This window comes from Ignatzschineria sp. PL_is040 (assembly GCF_055813795.1).
Window position 1 is genome coordinate 261,313 of record NZ_JBVPGU010000003.1, and the last position, 20,261, is coordinate 281,573.

General features: G+C 45.5%; 23 protein-coding genes. 17 read left to right on the plus strand and 6 right to left on the minus strand.

Annotated elements, in window-relative coordinates; translation table 11 throughout:
• Positions 1-190 precede the first annotated feature (190 nt).
• Positions 191-1,801, minus strand: coding sequence for a sulfatase-like hydrolase/transferase (locus AC0SAP_RS06295; RefSeq protein WP_473383458.1), 1,611 nt, complete (start codon positions 1,799-1,801; stop codon positions 191-193).
• A gap of 272 nt (positions 1,802-2,073) precedes the next feature.
• Here AC0SAP_RS06295 and AC0SAP_RS06300 point away from each other — a divergent pair, with 272 nt between their 5' ends.
• The 3 genes from AC0SAP_RS06300 to AC0SAP_RS06310 all read left to right on the plus strand — a co-directional run bounded on the left by AC0SAP_RS06300 (position 2,074) and on the right by AC0SAP_RS06310 (position 5,182).
• The gene (locus tag AC0SAP_RS06300) at positions 2,074-2,853 is read left to right on the plus strand and encodes a methyltransferase domain-containing protein (RefSeq protein WP_473383459.1); all 780 of its coding nucleotides are present in this window, start codon (positions 2,074-2,076) and stop codon (positions 2,851-2,853) included.
• 141 nt (positions 2,854-2,994) lie between these two features.
• Positions 2,995-3,312, plus strand: a complete 318-nt coding sequence (locus tag AC0SAP_RS06305; RefSeq protein ID WP_473383461.1) for a HesB/IscA family protein — start codon at positions 2,995-2,997, stop codon at positions 3,310-3,312.
• A gap of 91 nt (positions 3,313-3,403) precedes the next feature.
• Entirely contained in the window at positions 3,404-5,182 is a 1,779-nt protein-coding gene (locus tag AC0SAP_RS06310; RefSeq protein ID WP_473383462.1) for an N-acetylglutaminylglutamine amidotransferase, read from the plus strand.
• Between the two features lie 68 nt (positions 5,183-5,250).
• Here AC0SAP_RS06310 and AC0SAP_RS06315 read toward each other — a convergent pair whose 3' ends face one another.
• Positions 5,251-5,427: a hypothetical protein gene (locus AC0SAP_RS06315; RefSeq protein ID WP_473383463.1), complete on the minus strand. Its 177-nt coding sequence runs from the start codon at positions 5,425-5,427 to the stop codon at positions 5,251-5,253.
• A 70-nt stretch (positions 5,428-5,497) separates the two neighbouring features.
• Positions 5,498-5,665 (minus strand): hypothetical protein, encoded by a 168-nt coding sequence (locus AC0SAP_RS06320; protein WP_473383465.1) that lies wholly within the window; start codon positions 5,663-5,665, stop codon positions 5,498-5,500.
• 300 nt (positions 5,666-5,965) lie between these two features.
• On the opposite strand from AC0SAP_RS06320, the gene AC0SAP_RS06325 reads away from it, so the two are divergent.
• From AC0SAP_RS06325 to AC0SAP_RS06335, 3 genes are read left to right on the plus strand one after another with little or no spacing between them, the layout of a single operon-like run.
• Positions 5,966-6,736, plus strand: a complete 771-nt coding sequence (locus AC0SAP_RS06325; protein ID WP_473383467.1) for a TIGR04255 family protein — start codon at positions 5,966-5,968, stop codon at positions 6,734-6,736.
• Positions 6,729-7,106, plus strand: coding sequence for a hypothetical protein (locus tag AC0SAP_RS06330; RefSeq protein WP_286481442.1), 378 nt, complete (start codon positions 6,729-6,731; stop codon positions 7,104-7,106). Before AC0SAP_RS06325 ends, AC0SAP_RS06330 begins: the two co-directional genes overlap by 8 nt.
• The gene (locus AC0SAP_RS06335; RefSeq protein ID WP_473383469.1) at positions 7,106-7,558 is read left to right on the plus strand and encodes a hypothetical protein; all 453 of its coding nucleotides are present in this window, start codon (positions 7,106-7,108) and stop codon (positions 7,556-7,558) included. Before AC0SAP_RS06330 ends, AC0SAP_RS06335 begins: the two co-directional genes overlap by 1 nt.
• A 14-nt stretch (positions 7,559-7,572) precedes the next feature.
• Here AC0SAP_RS06335 and AC0SAP_RS06340 read toward each other — a convergent pair whose 3' ends face one another.
• The 3 genes from AC0SAP_RS06340 to AC0SAP_RS06350 all read right to left on the minus strand — a co-directional run bounded on the left by AC0SAP_RS06340 (position 7,573) and on the right by AC0SAP_RS06350 (position 8,630).
• The gene (locus tag AC0SAP_RS06340) at positions 7,573-7,722 is read right to left on the minus strand and encodes a hypothetical protein (RefSeq protein ID WP_473383471.1); all 150 of its coding nucleotides are present in this window, start codon (positions 7,720-7,722) and stop codon (positions 7,573-7,575) included.
• Positions 7,716-7,883, minus strand: a complete 168-nt coding sequence (locus AC0SAP_RS06345; RefSeq protein ID WP_473383472.1) for a hypothetical protein — start codon at positions 7,881-7,883, stop codon at positions 7,716-7,718. Before AC0SAP_RS06345 ends, AC0SAP_RS06340 begins: the two co-directional genes overlap by 7 nt.
• Positions 7,884-8,204: 321 nt before the next feature.
• Positions 8,205-8,630, minus strand: a complete 426-nt coding sequence (locus AC0SAP_RS06350; RefSeq protein ID WP_473383473.1) for an ACT domain-containing protein — start codon at positions 8,628-8,630, stop codon at positions 8,205-8,207.
• Between the two features lie 411 nt (positions 8,631-9,041).
• Here AC0SAP_RS06350 and uvrC point away from each other — a divergent pair, with 411 nt between their 5' ends.
• From uvrC to AC0SAP_RS06405, 11 genes are all read left to right on the plus strand, one after another.
• Entirely contained in the window at positions 9,042-10,958 is a 1,917-nt protein-coding gene (uvrC, locus tag AC0SAP_RS06355) for an excinuclease ABC subunit UvrC (RefSeq protein WP_473383514.1), read from the plus strand.
• 217 nt (positions 10,959-11,175) lie between these two features.
• Positions 11,176-12,570 carry an MATE family efflux transporter gene (locus AC0SAP_RS06360; protein ID WP_473383474.1) on the plus strand — a complete coding sequence of 465 codons (1,395 nt, stop codon included), beginning with the start codon at positions 11,176-11,178 and terminating at the stop codon, positions 12,568-12,570.
• A gap of 69 nt (positions 12,571-12,639) precedes the next feature.
• Positions 12,640-13,356 (plus strand): tRNA (adenosine(37)-N6)-threonylcarbamoyltransferase complex ATPase subunit type 1 TsaE, encoded by a 717-nt coding sequence (tsaE, locus tag AC0SAP_RS06365; RefSeq protein ID WP_473383516.1) that lies wholly within the window; start codon positions 12,640-12,642, stop codon positions 13,354-13,356.
• Positions 13,357-13,535: 179 nt separating this feature from the next.
• Positions 13,536-14,642, plus strand: coding sequence for an iron-sulfur cluster carrier protein ApbC (gene apbC / locus AC0SAP_RS06370; protein WP_473383476.1), 1,107 nt, complete (start codon positions 13,536-13,538; stop codon positions 14,640-14,642).
• A 30-nt stretch (positions 14,643-14,672) separates the two neighbouring features.
• A complete protein-coding gene (gene dcd, locus AC0SAP_RS06375) occupies positions 14,673-15,239 on the plus strand; it encodes a dCTP deaminase (RefSeq protein WP_094567487.1) in 567 nt (188 codons plus the stop codon).
• Between the two features lie 247 nt (positions 15,240-15,486).
• Positions 15,487-16,254, plus strand: coding sequence for a type I methionyl aminopeptidase (gene map / locus AC0SAP_RS06380; protein WP_473383477.1), 768 nt, complete (start codon positions 15,487-15,489; stop codon positions 16,252-16,254).
• Positions 16,255-16,434: 180 nt separating this feature from the next.
• Positions 16,435-17,733 carry an FAD-dependent monooxygenase gene (locus tag AC0SAP_RS06385; RefSeq protein ID WP_473383478.1) on the plus strand — a complete coding sequence of 433 codons (1,299 nt, stop codon included), beginning with the start codon at positions 16,435-16,437 and terminating at the stop codon, positions 17,731-17,733.
• Positions 17,734-17,971: 238 nt separating this feature from the next.
• Complete coding sequence (locus AC0SAP_RS06390; RefSeq protein WP_473383480.1) at positions 17,972-19,189, plus strand: UbiH/UbiF/VisC/COQ6 family ubiquinone biosynthesis hydroxylase; 1,218 nt, start codon at positions 17,972-17,974, stop codon at positions 19,187-19,189.
• Positions 19,190-19,200: 11 nt separating this feature from the next.
• Positions 19,201-19,452, plus strand: a complete 252-nt coding sequence (locus AC0SAP_RS06395; protein WP_094567483.1) for a hypothetical protein — start codon at positions 19,201-19,203, stop codon at positions 19,450-19,452.
• Between the two features lie 18 nt (positions 19,453-19,470).
• Positions 19,471-19,755 (plus strand): cell division protein ZapA, encoded by a 285-nt coding sequence (locus AC0SAP_RS06400; RefSeq protein ID WP_109202206.1) that lies wholly within the window; start codon positions 19,471-19,473, stop codon positions 19,753-19,755.
• A gap of 80 nt (positions 19,756-19,835) precedes the next feature.
• Positions 19,836-20,246, plus strand: a complete 411-nt coding sequence (locus tag AC0SAP_RS06405; protein WP_109236599.1) for an HIT domain-containing protein — start codon at positions 19,836-19,838, stop codon at positions 20,244-20,246.
• Positions 20,247-20,261 lie beyond the last annotated feature (15 nt).

The window sequence follows — 20,261 nt, forward strand, 5'->3', positions numbered from 1 at the left end:
TTCCCTAATATTATCAAGGCAAGATTAGATAAAGATTAGATAAAGATTAGAGCAAAATGAGATTTATGCTGCTCTATTATTACGATCTATCTATTTTTGTCCACTTTTCTGCCTATTTTTATCGATTTTTTATCCTTTATTTCACCATTAATTGACTCGAGGGAAAATATTGCGCGCTATTTTAGCAGCTCTACTGCCCGCGAAGATCGATCGGGCGATCATTGATACGGCTCTCCTCTCGCTGTTGTAACTTATGGGAGAGACCATAATCATTTGGATCATCTTGGCAATCGAAGAGCGAGTAGTTGGGATCAAGGTGGGGATTCTGGATTCCCATCCAACTAGCAAGGCCGTTGAGAAAGTTAACGCCAGATTTAAAGCTCTGGCACTCTTTACGCGCTTTAGCATCGGAACTTGTCATAAAGAGCGGGATCTCAAATTGGTAGTAACCATCACGATTACCGAGCATATATTGCCCATCCTGCTCAAAGAGTGTCTGCCCATGGTCGGCAAAGTAGAGGAGAGAGTAGGTAGCACCTTCTTCCTGCAGTGCCACTTGCATCATCTGATTGATCTGCTCTAAGAGATGATCGGTCTTATGGAGTGAGCTGATATAGCAATTGATATAGTCATAAGCAGGATCTTCTACTTTCTGGAGTAGTGAGTAATCCTCAATCCGCTGACAAGCATCGTGGTGGGAGCCGTAGAGATGCAAAACGATCAACTTCTTCTCGTGAGGATTGCTCGCAATAATCTCTTCGAGATATTTTAGAAGCTCAAAATCACTGGTATTAGCAGTGCCAGAATCCCCAAATTTCATAAATTTCTTCTCATCGCTACTCGTTGCGAGTGCTGAGATCGGGGTATCGAAGGTGCCAAAATAACCTTGATTAGAGAGCCAGTAACTCTTAATCCCGGCAGATTGCGCTAAACCGATCAAGGTCTTGGTGTAATCTGCTTCCCAGCTCATTTTGTCAGAGAGGGTTAACATCGCCTTCAGTGAGGGGACAGTATAAGTACCGCCGGCGGTTAAACCATCGATCAGGATGCCATTCTCCCGGCTCATAAAGGGCGTATTATTGATAGGGTAACCATAAGCGTGGTGATAATCCTTTCGAGCACTCTCACCGATCACTAAGATGTAATTATCATAGAGCGAATGGTGTGAGAGAAGGCTTTCACCCCACTCATTTGCCTCGACTAAATTATTGAGTGCTTGCTGCTCTCTGTAGTAAGCGGTCGAACCATCGCGAATCTGCTGAATAAAGATCATCGGCGATTGCCCAATTAGCATAATGAGTAGCGCAATAAAGAGAAAGGTCTTATTACGGTAGAAATGAAGCTGATAGTTGCGAACAAGCCACCAGAAGAGAAAGAGACAGCCTAAGATCAGTGGCGGAATGAGAAAGTTACGATAGGGGATCAACTGCATAAATTCCTTCGCTTCGATCATATCGGTAGAGATGCCGGCGATAAGGAAATCGTAAGAGAGCTTACCAAAGGTAAAGCCGATCGGCGCATAGAGCGCATAGATCAAGGTAAAGGGGAAGAGAAAGAACCAGAAGATCTTACGAGAGCCACTACAGAGCGCATAGAGAAGAACAAGGGGCATAGTGTAGAAAAAGGCATAACGCAAACCCGCCCCTTTCAACATAAAGTAACCCATCAGATAGCCCACCATAAGGGCGATCAGCGCGGCAATGATCTGCTTTTTAGGGCTGATTTTAGCGGCAATAGAGGCCGCGGTTTTTTCATTGTGACGATGATTGTCGGGATGATCTTGTAAATTTTCAGCTGCCATGATGCTCAATATTGTTGTTGATGAGAAGATAAAGGGAGAATCAATTGTAGGATCGATCTTAACAATCGTGCGTAGAAGCCCCTTGATCTAAAGCTTTATAAAGTGATTATTAATGTGCCGCAGATTGTAGCCCTTTTGGGTAGGTGGATAAAGCATCTTCTCCCAAGTGATCCCCAAAAGCGTGATAGAATGGTGTTCTTTTAGAAAACTTTTTCGATCAAGTAATCAACGCGAGAGCGAGTCGATATAGAAAGTCGATATAGAGAGTAGATATGACGGATATGAGAAGAACAACAGCTTCAAATCGTAAGCAGCTACAGTATCATCCTGAGCTTTATGGCAATCATGCTTTTCTTCACCATGAGATCGCCCGCAGAATGGTGGAGTATCTCGATGAATCGTTACAGCCGGAGAAGATTCTTGTCGATGGCGCATTTGATAGCTATCTCAGTGAGCTTCTTAAAGCTCGTTTCCCCGAGGCGGAAGTTTGGGAGAATCTCGAATCGATTCTCGATCCCACCCTCCGTTTTGATCTGGTGATGAGTAATCTCTACCTACAAGATGTGTGGGAGTTTGAAGAACGTGTGCGCGATTATCAGGTGCGTCTCAATGCGAAGGGTAAGCTCTTCTTCACCACGATCGGCACCGGCAGTTTCCCGGAGATCTCCTATCCCGGTGGTCCGTTAGTCAATGAATTTCCCGATATTGAAGATATTGGCGATTTTCTCCATGCGCTCGGCTTTAAAAATGCGGTGCTCTTTATTGAGAAGATCAATCTCACCTATGAGAAGCTCGATACCCTCTTGAAAGATGCGCGTGTTGTTGCCGGCAGACCATTCTCCTCCTTTAAGGGCTTGCGCACCTATCGCTGGCTAGAGAAGTGGCAAGCTTATGCGGAAGAGAAATTTCGCGCCGAAGATCAACTCTTCCATATCGGTTTTGATGTGATCTACGCCGAAGGAACGCTCTCTGATATTAAAAATCTACAGGGAGAGGATAATGCCGTCTATGTGGATATTTCCCAACTCTCTACTAAAAAAGAGGGAAAGTAGAGAAGAAGCAGACGAGCAGCCATAATGAGATGCAAGAGAAGTAATATTCGTCAGCAAGCGGGAGATAAGGTAATATAGGACTAAATTAGTTCTATATAGAATCTTTGTATTGAATCTTTGAAATAAGAGGGAGTATACACAATGTTAATCGTGACAGAAGCCGCAAGAAAACAGCTTGCAAAGAATTTAGGTGAGAGCAGTGCCGAGGCGATTAAGATCGCACTTCAGAAGTCGGGCTGTTCGGGATATAAATACTATATCGATTTTTGTGACAAAGTGGATGAGAAGGTGGTGGTGATTGAAGAAGCGCCGGTGAAGATTGTCGCCGAGCCCGATATTCTCCCCTATCTTGAGTCGGTTACGCTCGATTATATTCAAGATGGCATTAACCGCATGTTTAAATTTCAAAACCCCGAAGCGAAAGCTGAGTGTGGTTGTGGCGAGAGCTTTATGCTCTAACTGTTTGATGCGGTCGGCAGAGTCGTAAGAGTTGGAAGAGTCGTAAAAAGTTGGAAAGAAGTTTCATAGGATTGAAGCAAGGAGATATCGAATGAGTGGAATAGCCGGTGTATTGAAATTAGATCAGACAGCTGTTGATGAAGGATTACTTCAGAAGATGTCAGAGCCGATCCAGAAACGGGGTCCCGATGGCACGACGATTATCCAATATCAAAATATGGGCTTTGTGCAGACAAAGTTAGCGGCAGTGAGTAATGGTACGGAACCCTTCTTTGATGAGGATTTCGGCATCATTGTTGCTACCAATGGCACAATCTATAACCAAGATGAGTTGCGTGAGCGCTTAATCGAAGCAGGTTACCGTTTTCTAACAGAGAGTCAGGCGGAAGTCTTAACAAAGGCGTATCACTGTTGGGGTGAATCTTTTGTGGAGGAGCTCGATGGTGCATATGCCATTGCCCTCTGGAGTGAGGTGGATCAGGCGCTACTACTCGTTCGCGATCGCTTTGGTAAAAAGCCGCTCTATTATAGTTTTGGTCAATCGGAGCGCGCGCTCTATTTTGCTTCAAATACGCAGAGTCTTCTACAGACGCGTGATATCGACACAGAGATCGATCCGCATGCACTCCACTTTATGTATTCGCTCCATGCCGTTGTGCCGGCACCTTGGACGATTCTGAAAGGGATTCGCAAAGTAGAGCCGGGGCATTATCTACGGATCGATGCCGATGGTTCTAGCCGTTCAGTGAGCTATTGGGAGCTAACGGCAGAGCGCGATTATCCTCAATATGATGAGGTAGAGTGGCGCGAGGTGATCGAAAGCACGCTCAAATCAGCGATCAAGAAAGAGATGAATTTCGCCAATGAGAAGGTGGGTGTTCTGCTCTCAGGTGGGCTCGATTCCACATTGATCACGGCATTAGCGATTGAAGAGGGGATCGAAGGAATTCAGACCTTCTCCGTCGGCTTTGAAGATCAGCCAGAAGAGAAGGGCTCGGAGTTCTTCTATTCCGATCAATTTGTCGATAAGTATCAGACCGATCATTATAAATTTGAAGTCCCCAATAGTGAGGCGCTCTCGCGTTTGCCGGAGGCGATTGCCAATATGAGTGAACCGCTCTTTGGGCAAGATGCGATCGGCTTCTATCTTCTCTCAGAAAGGGTGAAGACGGTCACCTCAGTGGTTCAGAGCGGGCAGGGGGCAGATGAGGTCTTTGCCGGTTACTTCTGGTATCCGAAAATGGTGGCAGAGACGGAGCAAGATCCTCTTAAACGCTTTGCAAAACACTATTTTGATCGTCCGCATGAGGAGTGGTTAGAGGCATTCACACCGAAATATCATACGGAGAATATCGCCGGTGAATATATTCGGGAACACTTAACGCGCCCCGGGGCAGACACCTTCTTAGATCAGGTATTGCGTCTCGATGTAACGCGTTTAGTCGTCGATGATCCTGTTAAACGGGTCGATAATATGACGATGGCGCACGGCTTAGAAGCGCGGATGCCCTTTATGGATCAGCGCCTTGTTGAACTCGCAATGGCACTACCGCCGGAGTATAAATTGAGTCATCATGGGAAAGGGATCTTAAAAGAGATCGCCAGAGGACGCGTTCCCGATTCAATTATCGATCGCCCAAAAGCGTACTTCCCAATGCCGGCACTCAAATATGTACGTGGTGAGTTCTTAGAGATGATGCGCGATACCTTAGCCAGTAAAAAAGCGAAAGAGCGCGGTATCTTCAATCCCGCCTATATCGACGAGCTCCTCAAAAACCCAGAAGCCCCCACAAGCTTCACCAATATCCAAGGCTCAAAATTGTGGCACGCCGCCCTCCTAGAGCTCTGGTTAAATTCGGTAGGGTTGTAGGGAAGAAGTTTTCTGGTCAGATCAGATAATTGATGAAGTATCTAAAGATAGGCAACTCAAAAGGTTGCCTATTTTATTGCCGGTAATTGAGAATTACCAACTGCCGGCGCGTGGTTTTTGGAAGCGCGCGATAGTGAGATCCGGCACCGTTCAGCCTTTTTCATTTTAAAAAAATAGCCGGTGATGAAGAGTTGCCTCTTGCCGGCATATAACTTATGGAAGCATGCAGAGGTAATCTCCGGCAACTCAACAGCTTCTGTTAGTTTCTTTTTTTTGTCTTTAATTCTATAAGAAGGTTATTGGAGGAGCGGGAGCCTACCATTTCATTCTTTTCACCGGTGCATGCCCGCGGTTCGGCATCTTTGATGCCAACTGCCGGCGCGTGGGTTTGGGAAGTGCGTGATAGTGAGATCCGGCAGCGTTCAGCCTATTTTTTGTTGAATCATTCTTAAGAGAGTTATTGGAGGGGCGGGAACCTACCATTTCATTCTTTTCGCCGGTGCATGCCCGCGGTTCGGCATTTTCAATGCTGGGAAAATAACTAAACGTGATTTAAACAACGTTTAAACAGCCGTTAAACGATAGGTGCTGGTAATTGAGGGTTGCCAACTGCCGGCGCGTGAATATTGGGAATCACTTTTTGCTGATATGAATGATTTTAATCTCTAGAATCATGATTTAAAAAGCTTATGTATCATTCACCTTATAATGACGTGTGTAGAGATTAGTTCTCTACTTTGTTACAATTTCCTCAATCTTTCAAATTGGAACGGTGTTTCTTAAATGTATAAGTCAGAATATCCAACAAGGCTTCAAAAAAACGTTATAGTTGATGTTGTTTTTGAAATTCGTTTTGATGCAAAAAAAGGGTTTTCTAATTTAGTCCCAGGTATAGCTCATAAACTTTTTGGTGAAAATTCAAAGATTGATAATTACCCTGTTCATAATTTACCAGCTCACATTAGAGAAAGTAATCCTGAGTTAAGATACCAGCCAATCGTAAGAATTGAATGGGATTCTGTGGTGTTAATGATTGGAGATTATAGTTTAGGGATAGGGTATGGGACTAATTATCCTGGATGGGAAGTTTTTAAAACTCATATTCAGAAACTAACAGATTGGCTTGATCAAGATGACTTATTGAAAAGCATGATCAATACCGTTGAAAGATATTCGCTCAAATATGTTGATTTTATTCCTGAAGAACAATATTCACATTGTCAGTTACCATTTTTAGTCAGTGCAAAGTTAGGGGATCAGGAAGTTGATAGTCATCATAAATTAAGATTACAGTTTGAGTCAGTTACAAACTTTGGATTTTGTCTTTTCGATTTCAATAAACCTATTCAAGCAGTTGTGGATAATCAAGATGTTGGTCGAGGTGCGCTTATTATCACGGATGCCTTGAGGAATTTAAATCCAACAGTGGGAATATCCGATTTTTTGAAAGACTTAGAAGAGCATAAAGATGAGATGCATCTTACCAATAAGAAACTTTTTTTTAAGTCACTATCCGATGAGTTACTAAAGATATTAGGGGCTCAATATGACTAATACTCTATTTTTTGATGCGAATGGTTTGAAGGCAACAGCATTTTCGGGGTCTTCAATCAATCCTACGCTAATCGCAGGGATAGCGATATCTTTAAGTTCAACATTTGGACTATATCCCGCTTTTTCAGAAACTTCTATGCAGACAACTCAAAAAAATAGTTGGGATAATTTTAGCTATAGAGGAATTGAGTCACAATTTATTTCATCAGTGATTATTAATCAGGATAGAGATCTAGCAATAGAACAATCTAAAACTCAAGATGATTATTTTGGGAAGTTGTTAGAGGCTTTAAATGATTCTGAAAAATCAATAGCTATTCCATTAAACCAGACAGAAGATGAGTTTATTGATTTTATTAATGCATTATAATGACCTGTTACACCGGATATTCGCATACTGTATCATTCTCTGATAATGCTGTTTTTAAAGAAGAACTTAAAAGGCTTGTTAGGGATGATAAAAGTATAGCAACTTGTTTAAAAATAAATTTTATTGACCCTATCGCTAATAAAATGTGCCCTTTTAAGGAGATGATAGGGAGATACAAACCAAGCTACGAAGTTGCTTTTATTGATAGTCCCCTACGGGAGGCGTTTATAGCATCAGCAAGAGAGAAGAAGTTATATCACTATCATTTTGGCTATAAATTTTATAAAGACGGGGATCCCGACTCGAAATATCCAGGGCAAGTATCTGATGGCATTATTCACGTTAGATTAATTGTGGATGAGGTTAATAAGGCTATTGAACATAGAATTATTCAGATATGTACTTCACATCCGACGCCATTTACAGTGCCATTTGAGCGCGTTAATTTTTAATGAGTGGAAAAAGTTTAACTCATCGCCAACAGCCGGTAATTGAGGACTGCCAACTGCCGGCGCGTGATTTTGGGAAGTGCGCGATGGTGAGATCCGGCATCGTTCAGCCTTTTTTTTGTTGAATCATTCTTAAGAAAGTTTTTGGAGGGGCGGGAACCTACCATTTCATTCTTTTCGCCGGTGCATGCCCGCGCTTTGGCATTTTCAATGCCTCCTGCCGGCGCGTGATTTTGGGAAGTGCGTGATAGTGAGATCCGGCAGCTTTCAGCCTATTTTTTGTTGAATCATTCTTAAGAAAGTTATTGGAGGGGCGGGAGCCGACCATTTCGTTCTTTTCGCCGGTGCATGCCCGCAGGTCGGCATTTTCAATGCCTCTTGCCGGCGCATGGTTTGTGGAAGAACGCGATGGTGAGATCCGGCATTGTTCAGCCTATTTTTTGTTGAATCATTCTTAAGAAAGTTATTGGAGGGGCGGGAACCGACTATTTCGTTCTTTTCACCTGTGCATGCCCGCGGTTTGGCACTTTCAATGCCGAGGGAATAATCAAACGTGATTTAAACAGCTTTTAAACAGCTTTTAAACAGCCGTTAAACATATGTGCCGGTAATTGAGGATTGCCTCTTGCCGGCGCGTGATTAGGGGGAATTAATGTGCTCCTAATCCTTGTACTTTTTTCTGCATGGCATTGAGGATCTCAAGGGCGGTGTGGGCATCTTCTTTCTCCACAAGGAGAGAGCGTTTGTAAGCACTTAAAATCGGAATGATGGAGATGCCAGCCTTAGCGAGCGCACTGCTCACAATCGCCGTCAGCCCGACACAACGCATAGTGAAAGGGGCATTGAGAATGATGTGGCAATACTCCGTTTGATAGTTGAGGAAATTATTATCTGCATCCTCTTTCTTAAGAATCAGCGTGATACCCTCAGGCTCTTTGAAGAAGGCGACAGGATCAAACCCTAAAACTTTAAGAAGCGATTGATTAGAGACTCCTACATAAACATAAGTTTCAGGAGCCATAACAGGATCTAAGTTTTGTAAGATATCTTGTAAGGATACTTCTCTTGTGGGCATGATAATATCGTCCTTTAATCAACGAGAATTTTAGGGGGTTAAGGTTATAAATAGTAGCCGTCAGGCGCTATTTTTGGAATGGAATCGGTAGGGGAATGCTTAGATGGGGGTTCCGCTTTCTAAGCAAAATCATTTGCTAGTTTCAGCTCAATTTCAGATCAATTTCAATTGCTTAGGAGTAATCTTGTAAATAGTGCTTGGTGAGATTTTGATCGAAAAATAGGCATTTGTATAATAAATTTTATCTATTTTTACATACTCGATGAGGCTTTACAATCTTAAGGGTGGGATAAGAAGTTTCTTATTGTGAAAGTATGAAGTTTGATGATGATATGATCGTGCGAGGTTCTATAGATGGGTAAGAAGATCGATACTGAGATCGATGAGACTAAGATCGGCAAGGAGAGTGAGATGACTCAAAAGATCGAACTAGAGAAGAAGAGAGGACCTCAGTTTGATGCCGATGAGCTCTTAAGACACGCCCCAACAACGCCCGGCATCTATATGATGAAGGATATCGATGGGCAAATTATCTATGTGGGTAAGGCGAAAAATCTTAAAAATCGGCTCTCTAGCTACTTTAAGGGAAAGCAACATGCTCCGAAAACGGTCGCATTGGTGGCCAATATCGCCTCGGTGGAGATGACACTCACGGCAACAGAGCGCGATGCTCTGATTCTTGAGGGTAACCTGATCAAAGCACATCGACCACGCTATAACGTTCGCTTGATCGATGATAAGAGCTACCCCTATATCTATCTCTCAGATCACCCTTTTCCCCGTTTTAGCTTCTATCGCGGAACACGTAAACGGCGCGGTCGCCTCTTTGGCCCTTATCCCTCTTCTGGTGCCGTCAAAGAGACCTTAAATCTGATGAAGAAGGTCTTCCGTATCCGTGAGTGTGAGGATTCCTTCTTCTCCCATCGTACGCGCCCCTGTCTGCAATATCAGATCGATCGCTGTAGCGCCCCTTGCGTCAATAAGATTAGCCGAGAGGAGTATCTTGAAGCGGTGAAGGAGGCGGTGCTCTTTTTGAGTGGTGAATCAAATCAACTGGTGGATCTCTTAATTGAGAAGATGCAACACTTTAGCGCAGAGCTACAATTTGAGGCGGCGGCGAAGATTCGGGATCAGATCCAAGATATTCGGGAGATTCAAGGCTCTAATCGCATGGAGGAGAGTCGCGATTCCCTCGATATTATGGTGCTCTATCAAAAGGCAGAGGTGGCCAATATCGAGGTGATGACGATTCGCGATGGCCGTGTTTTAGGAACGAGAGCCTATTTCCCCCAAGTGCCGAAAGATACCCGAAGTGAAGAGATTATGAGTGCATTTGTGGGGCAATATTATGGTGAGCATCGTCTCCCCCCGCGTAATATTATCCTCAATCTCCCCCTCTCAAATGAGGAGGAAGAGTGGCTTAAGCTGGGGCTTTCAGAGTGGATTGAGTATCCGATTTTACTGCAATATCCGCATAATATTCGCGGTCGGAAGAGACGTTGGTTAGAGATGGCAGAACAAAATGCAAGGCACTCAGTGGAGATTAAGCTTGCGAGCCGGACGCAGATTGAAGATCGCCTCTATGCGCTCAATCAGATTCTTCTACCGGCATTAACAGGGCAGAAAGCGGATGCCGCGATGCTTGAAGAGCGGATGATTCAGCGGATTGAATGTTTCGATATCTCCCATAGCTTTGGGGAGCGAACGGTGGCTTCAAATGTGGTCTATACGCCGGAAGGATTTACCAAGAAATATTATCGGCGCTACAATATCGAAGGGGTTACCGCCGGCGATGATTATGAAGCGATGCGTCAAGCATTAACGCGCCGTTTTCAGAGCCGAGAGAAGAGTGGTAAGGGGGAAGGAAAGTTACGCGATCGCCCCGATCTTTTACTGATCGATGGCGGAAAAGGGCAGCTACAGGTTGCGCTTGAGGTGCTCGATGCGCTCAATATTACTGATCAATGGGTGATCAGTATCTCTGAAGGGGAGGGAAAAGTGCGCGGGAAGGATATTATCTGGCTCCGTGATAAATCGCCCCTCTTTATCGATCCCACGACGCCGGCATTCCATCTCTTAACTCAGATTCGGGATGAAGCACATCGCTTTGCTATCGAAGGGCATCGGGCAAGGCGAGATAAGATGCGTCGCCGCTCGATATTGGAAGATATCCCCGGCATTGGTGAGAGTCGCAGAACGGCGCTATTGACACACTTTGGCGGTATCGAATCTCTCAAGAGTGCGGCGGTAGAAGATATCGCTAAAGTGCCGGGAATTAGTGATAAGTTAGCGGAGGTAGTCTTTCAGGCGTTGCGAGATCCTGCGTAGGGTGGAAGATCCTTGTTGGCAGCGCCCCTTTGGGGAAGTTGTTAAGAGATTGAACGAATTCTGATACTTTTCGCTAAAAGTTGCGGTAGAATGCATGCTCTCTTTTTGACTTGAAGTCGACCGATCACCTAATTGCCGGATCGATCGGATCGATCGGGATCGAGGGAAGAGAGGTATCAATTGTATAGGCAGCGTAGGCATAGAAGGAGCGATAAGAATGGCAGAGAGTAGAGTCTATAGACGATTTAGATTTCAGCGAGATGAGCTGAGCATGCTTATCACACTATCGTTACCGATCCTCATTACCCAATGGTTTTTAGTGGGGATGGGGGTTGTCGATATCGCCATTACCGGGCACTTTGATGATAATGTGCAAGCTTCAGTCGGCTTAGGGGTGATGATCTGGAATCCCCTTCTGCTCTGTAGTACCGGCGTCTTAATGAGTGTCGCGATCTTTAGTGCTCATGAATTTGGGAAGGGCAAGAGTGAGGATGTCGCCTTGATCTGGCATAACGGCCTTTTAATCTCCTCTGTTCTCATCGTTGCCGTGGTGCTGATTATGAACTTCTTCTCCGGCCATCTTTTGCGATTTCTATCGGTAGAGGAGCATCTAATTCCTGGATCGATCTCCTATCTGCGCGCGCTGAGTATCGGTGCGCCGGCGATCTTGGTCTTCAATAGTCTTCGCGCTGTCTGTGAAGGGGTGGCAAGACCGCTTCCCATCACTATTGTCTGTGGGATCGGCTTTCTGGTGAATGCCTTCTTAAACTATATCTTAGTCAATGGCTGGGAATTGATTTACCTTCCAAGCCTTGGAGTTGTCGGTTCCGGCTTAGGCACAGGGCTCACCTTTTGGGTAATGCTGTTTCTTTTGGTGGGGATCACCTTTATTGATCGCAGATTGCGTAACTTGCAGTTATTGCGTGGATTTAAGCGCCCTGATGCGCGTCTTGGAGAGATGATCCGTGTGGGGATTCCTAGTGGTGCAACGCTCTTTGCGGAAGTGGCGATCTTCTCTGCTGCCGGCTTAATTCTGGGGCAGTTTGGAACCATTGTGGTGGCAAGTCATCAGATCTCTCTTGCGATCACCTCTATGACCTTTATGATTCCGCTTAGTGTGGCGATGGCGCTCACCTCGATGGTGGGGCAGCGAATGGGACGGATGGATTATGAGAGTGTCCGCCGTCTTAGCGATATGGGGCGAGTGGTTGTCTTGGGATTAATGTTAGTGACGAGCTTGATGCTCTTCTTCGCCCGTTTCCACATTCCACAACTCTTCAATACCAATCCGGAGATTGTGCAGATGTCAGCGGCGCTCATTGTCTACTCCCTCTTCTTCCAACTGCCCGATGGCTTGCAGATCTCCGCCAATGGTATTTTACGCGGAATGAAGGATACTAAGGTGCCGATGTATTTAGGGATCGCCTCCTACTGGCTGATCGCCTTCCCCTTAAGTTACTATCTCGGTGTGGTCAAACATCTTGAAGCGCCGGGAGTTTGGATGGGGCTGATTGCCGGCTTAACGGTAGCGGCACTCTTCCTCAATGTACGATTAGCGATTTTAACGCGTCGCTTACCTTCTGTAACAATTGCGCCGAGTGGGGCAAGATAGATGATCATGATGAGTAAGTGTGTAGAAGAGGAGATCAAAAAAATGGATCAAAAGGATGAAGAACTTTTAATGGTAGAAGATGAAGAGGCGGTCGCTGCGGCGGTGATCCTCAATTCTACTCTCAACAGCCGAGGGGAGCTTGAGCTACAGCTTCCTGTAGAGGCGGCAACGAAAGCTTTCGCACAACAATTTGCCACGCTATTGCAAAGAGAGATGAGAAGTCTCAAGTGGTGTGATCTTAAGCTCTATCTTCACGGTAATTTAGGAGCCGGCAAGACCACCTTTGCGCGCTACTTTATCCAAGCTTTCGGCATTAAGGGTGCGGTAAAGAGCCCCACTTATACCTTAATTGAGCCTTATGAGATCACACTTCCAGAAGAGGTGATCGAGAAGGGGCGCGGTAAGAATGGGAAGCCCGAAAAGCGTGAGAAGCGCGATAATGGAAAGCGCGTCGGAAAGGGAGGGGCAGAGCCTTTCTCAGAGTTGATGATGATCTATCATGCGGATCTCTACCGCTTAGCCTCTCCTTTAGAGCTCTATGATTTGGGGTTATTGGAAGAGCAGGGGATCTGGCTGATTGAATGGCCCGAGAAAGGGGAGGGCGTTTTACCGACGGCAGATATTGAGCTCTTCTTAGCGCGAGAGGGGGAAGCATTAACCCTTCGCCTTCTCCCTCAGAGTGAGAAAGGGGAAGCGTTGATCACGCATCTTCATTCGCAACATCAAGATTCTCAGCATCAAGATGCTCAGGACCTTCAAGATTCTCAAGACTCTCAAGACTCTTAAGGTTCTTAAGGTTCTCAAGGCTCTTAAAGTTCTGAAGGTTCTCAAGGATCTCAAGGTTTTTAAGACTCTCAAGAATCATTCAACTCTTAAGATTGAGGCGAGAGAAGAATCTCGGTTAATTTATTTGTCAAGCGGTGTTAGAATAGATCCACCCATTTTATTTTAGCGAGGATGAACCTATGAACGTAACAAAAGCGACGATTGAAGAGATTATTCAGCAGTATCAAGACCCCTATTTAGAGGTTGATCTTCTCTCTGCGGGGTGTGTGAAGTCGATAGAGATCAATGAGGGCGCATCGCCGGCAGTGAAGGTCGATATCGTTCTAGGTTTCTATGCTAAAGCGCATAGCGAAGCGTTAAAAGAACATTTTGAAGCAGAGATCAAAGCAAAGTGTGGCGTTGATGCCGCTGTTTCAGTCTCCACAAAAGTGGTCGCCCATAAAGTTCAAGGTCAGCTCCATGCCCTTCCTAATGTTCGCAATATTATTGCTGTTGCATCGGGGAAAGGGGGCGTTGGGAAATCGACAACATCGGTAAACCTTGCACTCTCGCTTCTCAATGAAGGGGCGAAGGTAGGGATCTTAGATGCCGATATCTATGGACCGAGTCTCCCCACAATGCTCAACAGCCATGAAAAGCCGGTCTCTCTCGATGGTAAATCGATGGAGCCTGTTGAGACTCAAGGGTTACAGACCAACTCTATCGGTTATCTCATTGCCGATCGTGATGCCGCCATTTGGCGCGCACCGATGGCAGTTTCTGCGCTTGCACAGATGTTAAAAGAGACTAACTGGAAAGATCTCGATTACCTCATTGTGGATATGCCACCAGGAACGGGTGATATCCAATTAACGCTTGCTCAGCAAGTGCCGGTATCGGGCAGTGTTATCGTAACAACACCACAAGATATTGCGCTACTCGATGCCCGTAAAGGGATCACCATGTTTGAAAAGGTGGGGATTCCGATCTTAGGGGTTGTGGAGAATATGAGCTACCATATCTGCTCAAATTGTGGTCATGAAGAGGCGATCTTTGGTACCGACGGTGGTCGCGCTTTAGCAGAGAAAGAGGGAATCACCCTTTTAGGCCGTATGCCACTTGATATTAAGATTCGTGAAGAGGCAGATCGTGGTCAGCCCACAGCGACAACAGATGATCATTTAGCAGAACTCTATCGCGATATTGCGCTGAAGATGGCGGCAAAACTCTCTTTAAGAGAACGTGATAGAATGGCCGGCTTTCCAAAAGTGGTCGTACAGCAATCACAAGGAAAAGAGTTGAAGTAATTTACATTCTATTTGTAGGAAGGAAAACGTATGTCAATTAAAGCAGACCATTGGATTCGAGAGCAGGCAGAGAAGCATCGCATGATTGAGCCTTTTGAGCCAGGGCAAGTCAGAGAGAATGAGACAGGTCGCATTATTAGCTATGGAACATCAAGCTATGGTTATGATGTGCGTTGTAGTAATGAGTTTAAGATCTTTACCAATATCAATTCTAGTATCGTCGACCCTAAAAACTTCGATGAGAATAGTTTTGTAGATCTTGTCTCTGATGTCTGTATTATTCCCCCCAACTCCTTTGCGTTAGCACGTACAGTGGAGTATTTCCGGATTCCTCGCTCGGTATTGACCATCTGTCTTGGCAAATCCACCTATGCGCGTTGTGGCATTATTGTCAATGTCACGCCATTAGAGCCGGAGTGGGAAGGACATGTGACATTGGAGTTTTCCAATACCACCAATCTTCCTGCAAAGATCTATGCCGGTGAAGGTGTTGCGCAGATGCTCTTCTTCGAATCGGATCAGGAGTGTGATATCTCCTATAAGGATCGCGGCGGGAAGTACCAAGGGCAGACCGGTGTGACGCTTCCAAGAACTTAACAATCGTTCATCTGTGCAGAAGCTCCTCTCTAGGAGCTTCTCGTTTTTTACCCCTCCGCTGATTGCCCCCTCTGCTGATTGCACTATGAAGAGAGTGAATCAGCGTCAGAATCAGAACGAGCATCAGAATCAAGACTGGGGTCAGGATTAGGTTTAGGTTTAGATAAAGAATCAAGATTAGAATTCAGATAAAGCATTAGATATTGCATTAGATAAAGAATTAGATAAAGAATTAGGAATTGAGTTTATGTCAAAAATTATTGTAAAGAATGAGACCCAAATAGCAGGTATTCGGAAAGCGAATCAGGCGGTGGCCAATCTCTTAAAGCGGGTGAAGCCTTTTGTGAAAGCAGGCGTCACTACTAAAGAGCTCGATGATATGATCCACGGCTGGATGAATGAAGAGGGATTGATCTCCGGTAGCCTTAACTATGGCCAGCCCCCTTTCCCGGGCGCGAGCTGTATCTCTGTCAATCATGTGGTCTGTCATGGAATTCCCGGCGATCGCGCGTTGAAAGAGGGCGATATTGTTAATATCGATATCTGCTTGGCAAAAGATGGTTTCTTTGGTGATTCAAGCCAAATGTTCTGTGTGGGGGAAGTCTCTATCTTGGCAAAACGCTTGGTAGATGTCACCTATGAGTGCATGATGTTAGGGATCGAAGAGGTTAAGCCGGGTGCGCCTTTTAGAAATATTGGCCGGGCGATTCAAAAGCATGCACATGCGCATCACTACTCTGTAGTCCAAGATTTCTGTGGTCACGGCGTGGGTTTAAGTCTGCACGAAGCGCCACAAGTTCTCCACTATGATTCGCCATTAGTGACGGAGATTATGGAGCCGGGGATGATCTTCACTATTGAGCCGATGATCAATGTCGGTAAGGCGGCGGTGAAGGTCTTAGGTGATGGTTGGACGGCCGTAACGCGTGACCGCTCACTCACAGCACAGTGGGAGCATGCAGTATTGGTAACAGATGATGGTTATGAGATCTTAAGTCTCCCCACTATCGAGTAGTGGGATGCTATTAGGATTGTCTTAGGGTCATATGAGAATTGTTGGAGGATGCTTGAGTGAATCTTAAGTCTCCTTTTCAACTCAAGAGTGCTTAACTTATGATCAATCCTTGTGATATATCAATAAGGCAGAGAAAAAGATCGCTACAATGAATGGCATCTATAACAGAGGATCGCTCCTATGGAACAGACATTAGATCAAAATAGACACGCTCAGAAGCATGATCAAAAACAAGATCAGAAGCAAGAGAAGACGCAGAGTCAGAAGCGGGGTCAGAAGCCCACTAAACGGCTCTTAATCTCCGGTGCCGGGCCGATCGGGCTCTCATTTGCATTGGGGCTAAAAGATTCCCCTCTCTCAATTGTGATTGTCGATCAACATCCAAGGCCGACGATAGAGCTGCTCAATGAGGATACGCGCATGATTGCGCTCTCCTATCGTTCCGTTAAATATCTGGAAAAGATCGATATTTGGCAGGCGCTTAAAGCTTATGCCACACCGATTGAGTCTGTGCATGTTTCAGAAAAAGGGTATGCCACGAAGGTGGAGCTCTTCGCTTCAGAGCATCATCTTCAATCCTTTGGGGCATTAGTTCCCTTAGGGCGCCTCCGCTTGGAGATGCTCGCCGCGATCGATCGTTGCCCTAATATTGAGTATCGGGATCAGACCACATTGCGTAACTATCAATTGGTGGAAGAGATCGCTCCGAAGCAGAGCAATCGCGAGCAAGCGCTCTGTCATCTAATCACCACCAAAGAGGCGGAAAAAGTATCGGAAGAGGCGATTTTTGATTGGGTGATTGCCGCTGAAGGGATGCATTCCCATCTGCGTCAGCTCTCCGGGATTGAATCATTCCATAGTGATTATGGGCAGGTGGCAGTGATTGCCCGAGCGAAATTTGAGAAGCCTCATCACAATATGGCGTATGAGCGCTTTACCAGTGATGGTCCCCTTGCGCTTCTGCCGGTGGGAAGTCATGAGATGGCGGTGGTATTAATCGCCGATAGTCGCGATAAGGAGCGTTGGCAGCAGGCGAGCAATCTACAATTTGCCAATGAGGTGATCTTCCGTATCGGCTATGAGTTAGGTGATATTGAGATGGTAACAGAGCGCCATGTCTGGGATCTCACCTTAATGATTCCTAAATCGGTTTGTAAGCCCTGCTTAACGCTCATTGGTAATAGTGCGCACTCGCTCCATCCTATTGCCGGACAGGGGCTCAATCTCGGCTTTCGTGATTGTGAACTCCTGCTCCCCTTCTTTGAGGCGGGAAATATCCCCACACTCCATGATCTTGAGCGGTATCAACGAGAGCGTCGCCGGGATGTGGTAAAAGTAGTAGGTGCGACTGACTTCTTAGTTCGAAGCTTTGGAATCGATTGGCCCTGCGCACCACAACTGCGCAATATCGCTCTTCGAGGAATCAACCTTTTAAAACCCCTTAAAAAGCGTATCGCCCGTTTTGGGATGGGCTATTAAAATCGGTTGAGAGTGGCTCTAAAGGGTTTATATGGTCGATATGGTTTATATGGTCTATATGACCTAAACGTTCTAAATGACCTTAATGCTCCTTTTAGCGTCAATCAGATATCGCTTTAGTGTCAGTCCTTAGAGTCAGTCTTTAGTGTCTGTTCTTAGTATCAGTTCTTAATATCAGTTTAAAAAATAGCGTCCTTCTTCTATCGAGCGATAGGGAAGAGCACAGAGAGGAAGAGATATGAGTCACCGTTATGATGTCATTATTAATGGCGCCGGCTTAGTCGGTTCAAGTATTGCAATCGGCCTTGCGAAGGCGGGATTAAAGGTTTTAGTCATTGAGTTTCATCCTCTAGCGAAGCTCTATCCGACAGAAGATTATGGTCTTCGTGTCTCGGCATTCACCCCTTCTAGTCGTAAATGGCTCGAATATGTGGATGCTTGGGATGGTCTGCAACATACCGGGCGAATCACCCCATTTTTGCATATGCATGTTTGGGATGAGGGCGGGCGCGGCGAGCTCACCTTTGATGCGGCCGGAACAGGCTCCGATGCTTTGGGTTGGATTATGGATAATGAGGCGACGCAAGGTGTATTGCTCGATCGCGCTCAAGAGTTGGAACTGATCACCATTTTAGATAACTGTAAGCTCGAATCCTTTCTTCGTCTTGAAGATGGACGGGTGGAGGTGACGCTCAGTAATGGCGAGAAGTATGAGGCTGAGCTGATCATTGGTGCAGATGGCGGCCGTTCGCTCGTTCGTGATTGGGCTAATATCCCGACCACCGGCTGGAGCTATGGGCAGAAGACGATTGTGGGTCAAGTTCGCCCTGAGAAGAGCCATGACAATACCTGTTGGCAACGCTTCTTAAATAATGGACCTTTAGCGCTCCTTCCGCTCAATGATGGACGCTGCTCATTGGCATGGCATACCACCTATGAAGAGGCGGATGAACTCCTTGCGCTTGATCCAGAAAGCTTCTCCGATCGTCTCTCAGAAGGTTTTGAGTGGAAGTTTGGGCGGATCGAAATCGCCGGTGAATTGGGCGCTTATCCCTTAAGACTCAATCATGCACAGACCTACGTTCGGGAGAATTTTGCCTTAGCAGGGGATGCGGCACATTCGATCCATCCTCTTGCCGGTTTAGGGGTCAATATTGGCTATCTCGATTCAGCAACATTGGTGGAAGAGTTAATCAATGCACGTAAGGCAGGAATTCCGCTGGGTAACTTAGAGATGTTAAAACGCTATGAAAAACGGCGAAAAGCGCATAATATGTTGATCATGGGATCGATGGATCTCTTTAAGCGAAGCTCTACGAGCCAATCTGGTATTATAAAGGGAATTCGCAATATTGGGCTATCCGCAGCAGATAAACTTCCCTTTGTGAAGCGAAAACTTGCTAAAATTGCGATGGGGTATTATGGCGATATTCCCGCTTTTGTTAAACCGAAATAGAGGTAAAAACTGTGTCAGATACATTGAAAGCAGCTTTTGAGACGTTAGAGAAGAAGATGGTTACATTAGGCGAGCAGAAGCAACAGCTCGTGACCCAATTGCAAGAGGCTGAAGAGAAATATGAGAACTTGCAACTCGAGTTTGGTACCTATCGTCAAAATATGGAGCAGGAGAATGCTCGATTAGTGGCGGATAATGCCCTTCTTTCCGAGAAGTTAAATAAGCTCGTTTCCCGTGTGGAATCGATGAGCCAAAATATGTAGGAATGTAGGAGAATCAAGATGTCAGAAACTGTAGTTGTATCGGTAAAAATTGCCAATGAAGAGTATCCTATCAGCACCCCGAAATCGGAAGAGGAGGTATTGCGTGAATCTGCACTGCGTTTAGATGCAGAGATTGCAAAATTGCGCTCAAAAGGGCGTCTCTCTCTTGAGAAGGCGGCGATCATGGCGGGGATCATTCTCGCAAGTGAGCTTGTCCGTGCCGAGAAAGGGGTGGAGTTGACAGAATTTAAGTTAAGAGAAGAGCTTGTCGCCTTATCGAAAAAGGTGGATCAGTTTCTCTAAAGAGTAGGATCAATGATAGGATCGATGATCACTCTCAAATGATAATAATGAGTAACATATGATATGCATGAGGAGCGCGTATGACTTTAGATGAAGAATTAGCCAAAAATAGCCGCCTTGTAACGAATCTCCCTCTCTGTGAGGTGCGTATTCAGAATGAAGCGCGTTTTCCATGGATTATTTTAGTGCCTAAGCGCGATAATATTGAGGAGATTATCGATCTTTCCATTGAAGATCAGGAGCAACTACTCAAAGAGTTACGCATGGCCTCTCAAGTGATGCAGACACAATTTGATGCTGATAAGCTCAACATTGGGGCGCTCGGTAATATCGTCCGTCAGCTCCATATTCATGTGATTGCACGCTACGAGACCGATCTTGCATGGCCTAATCCTGTGTGGGGATATTTTGAACTGAGCACACAATATGCGGCAGATGCATTAGAGCGTCGAATTAAATTATTGAAGGATGCCTTTGATAAACTTGCATAATTTTGGCATAGTTAT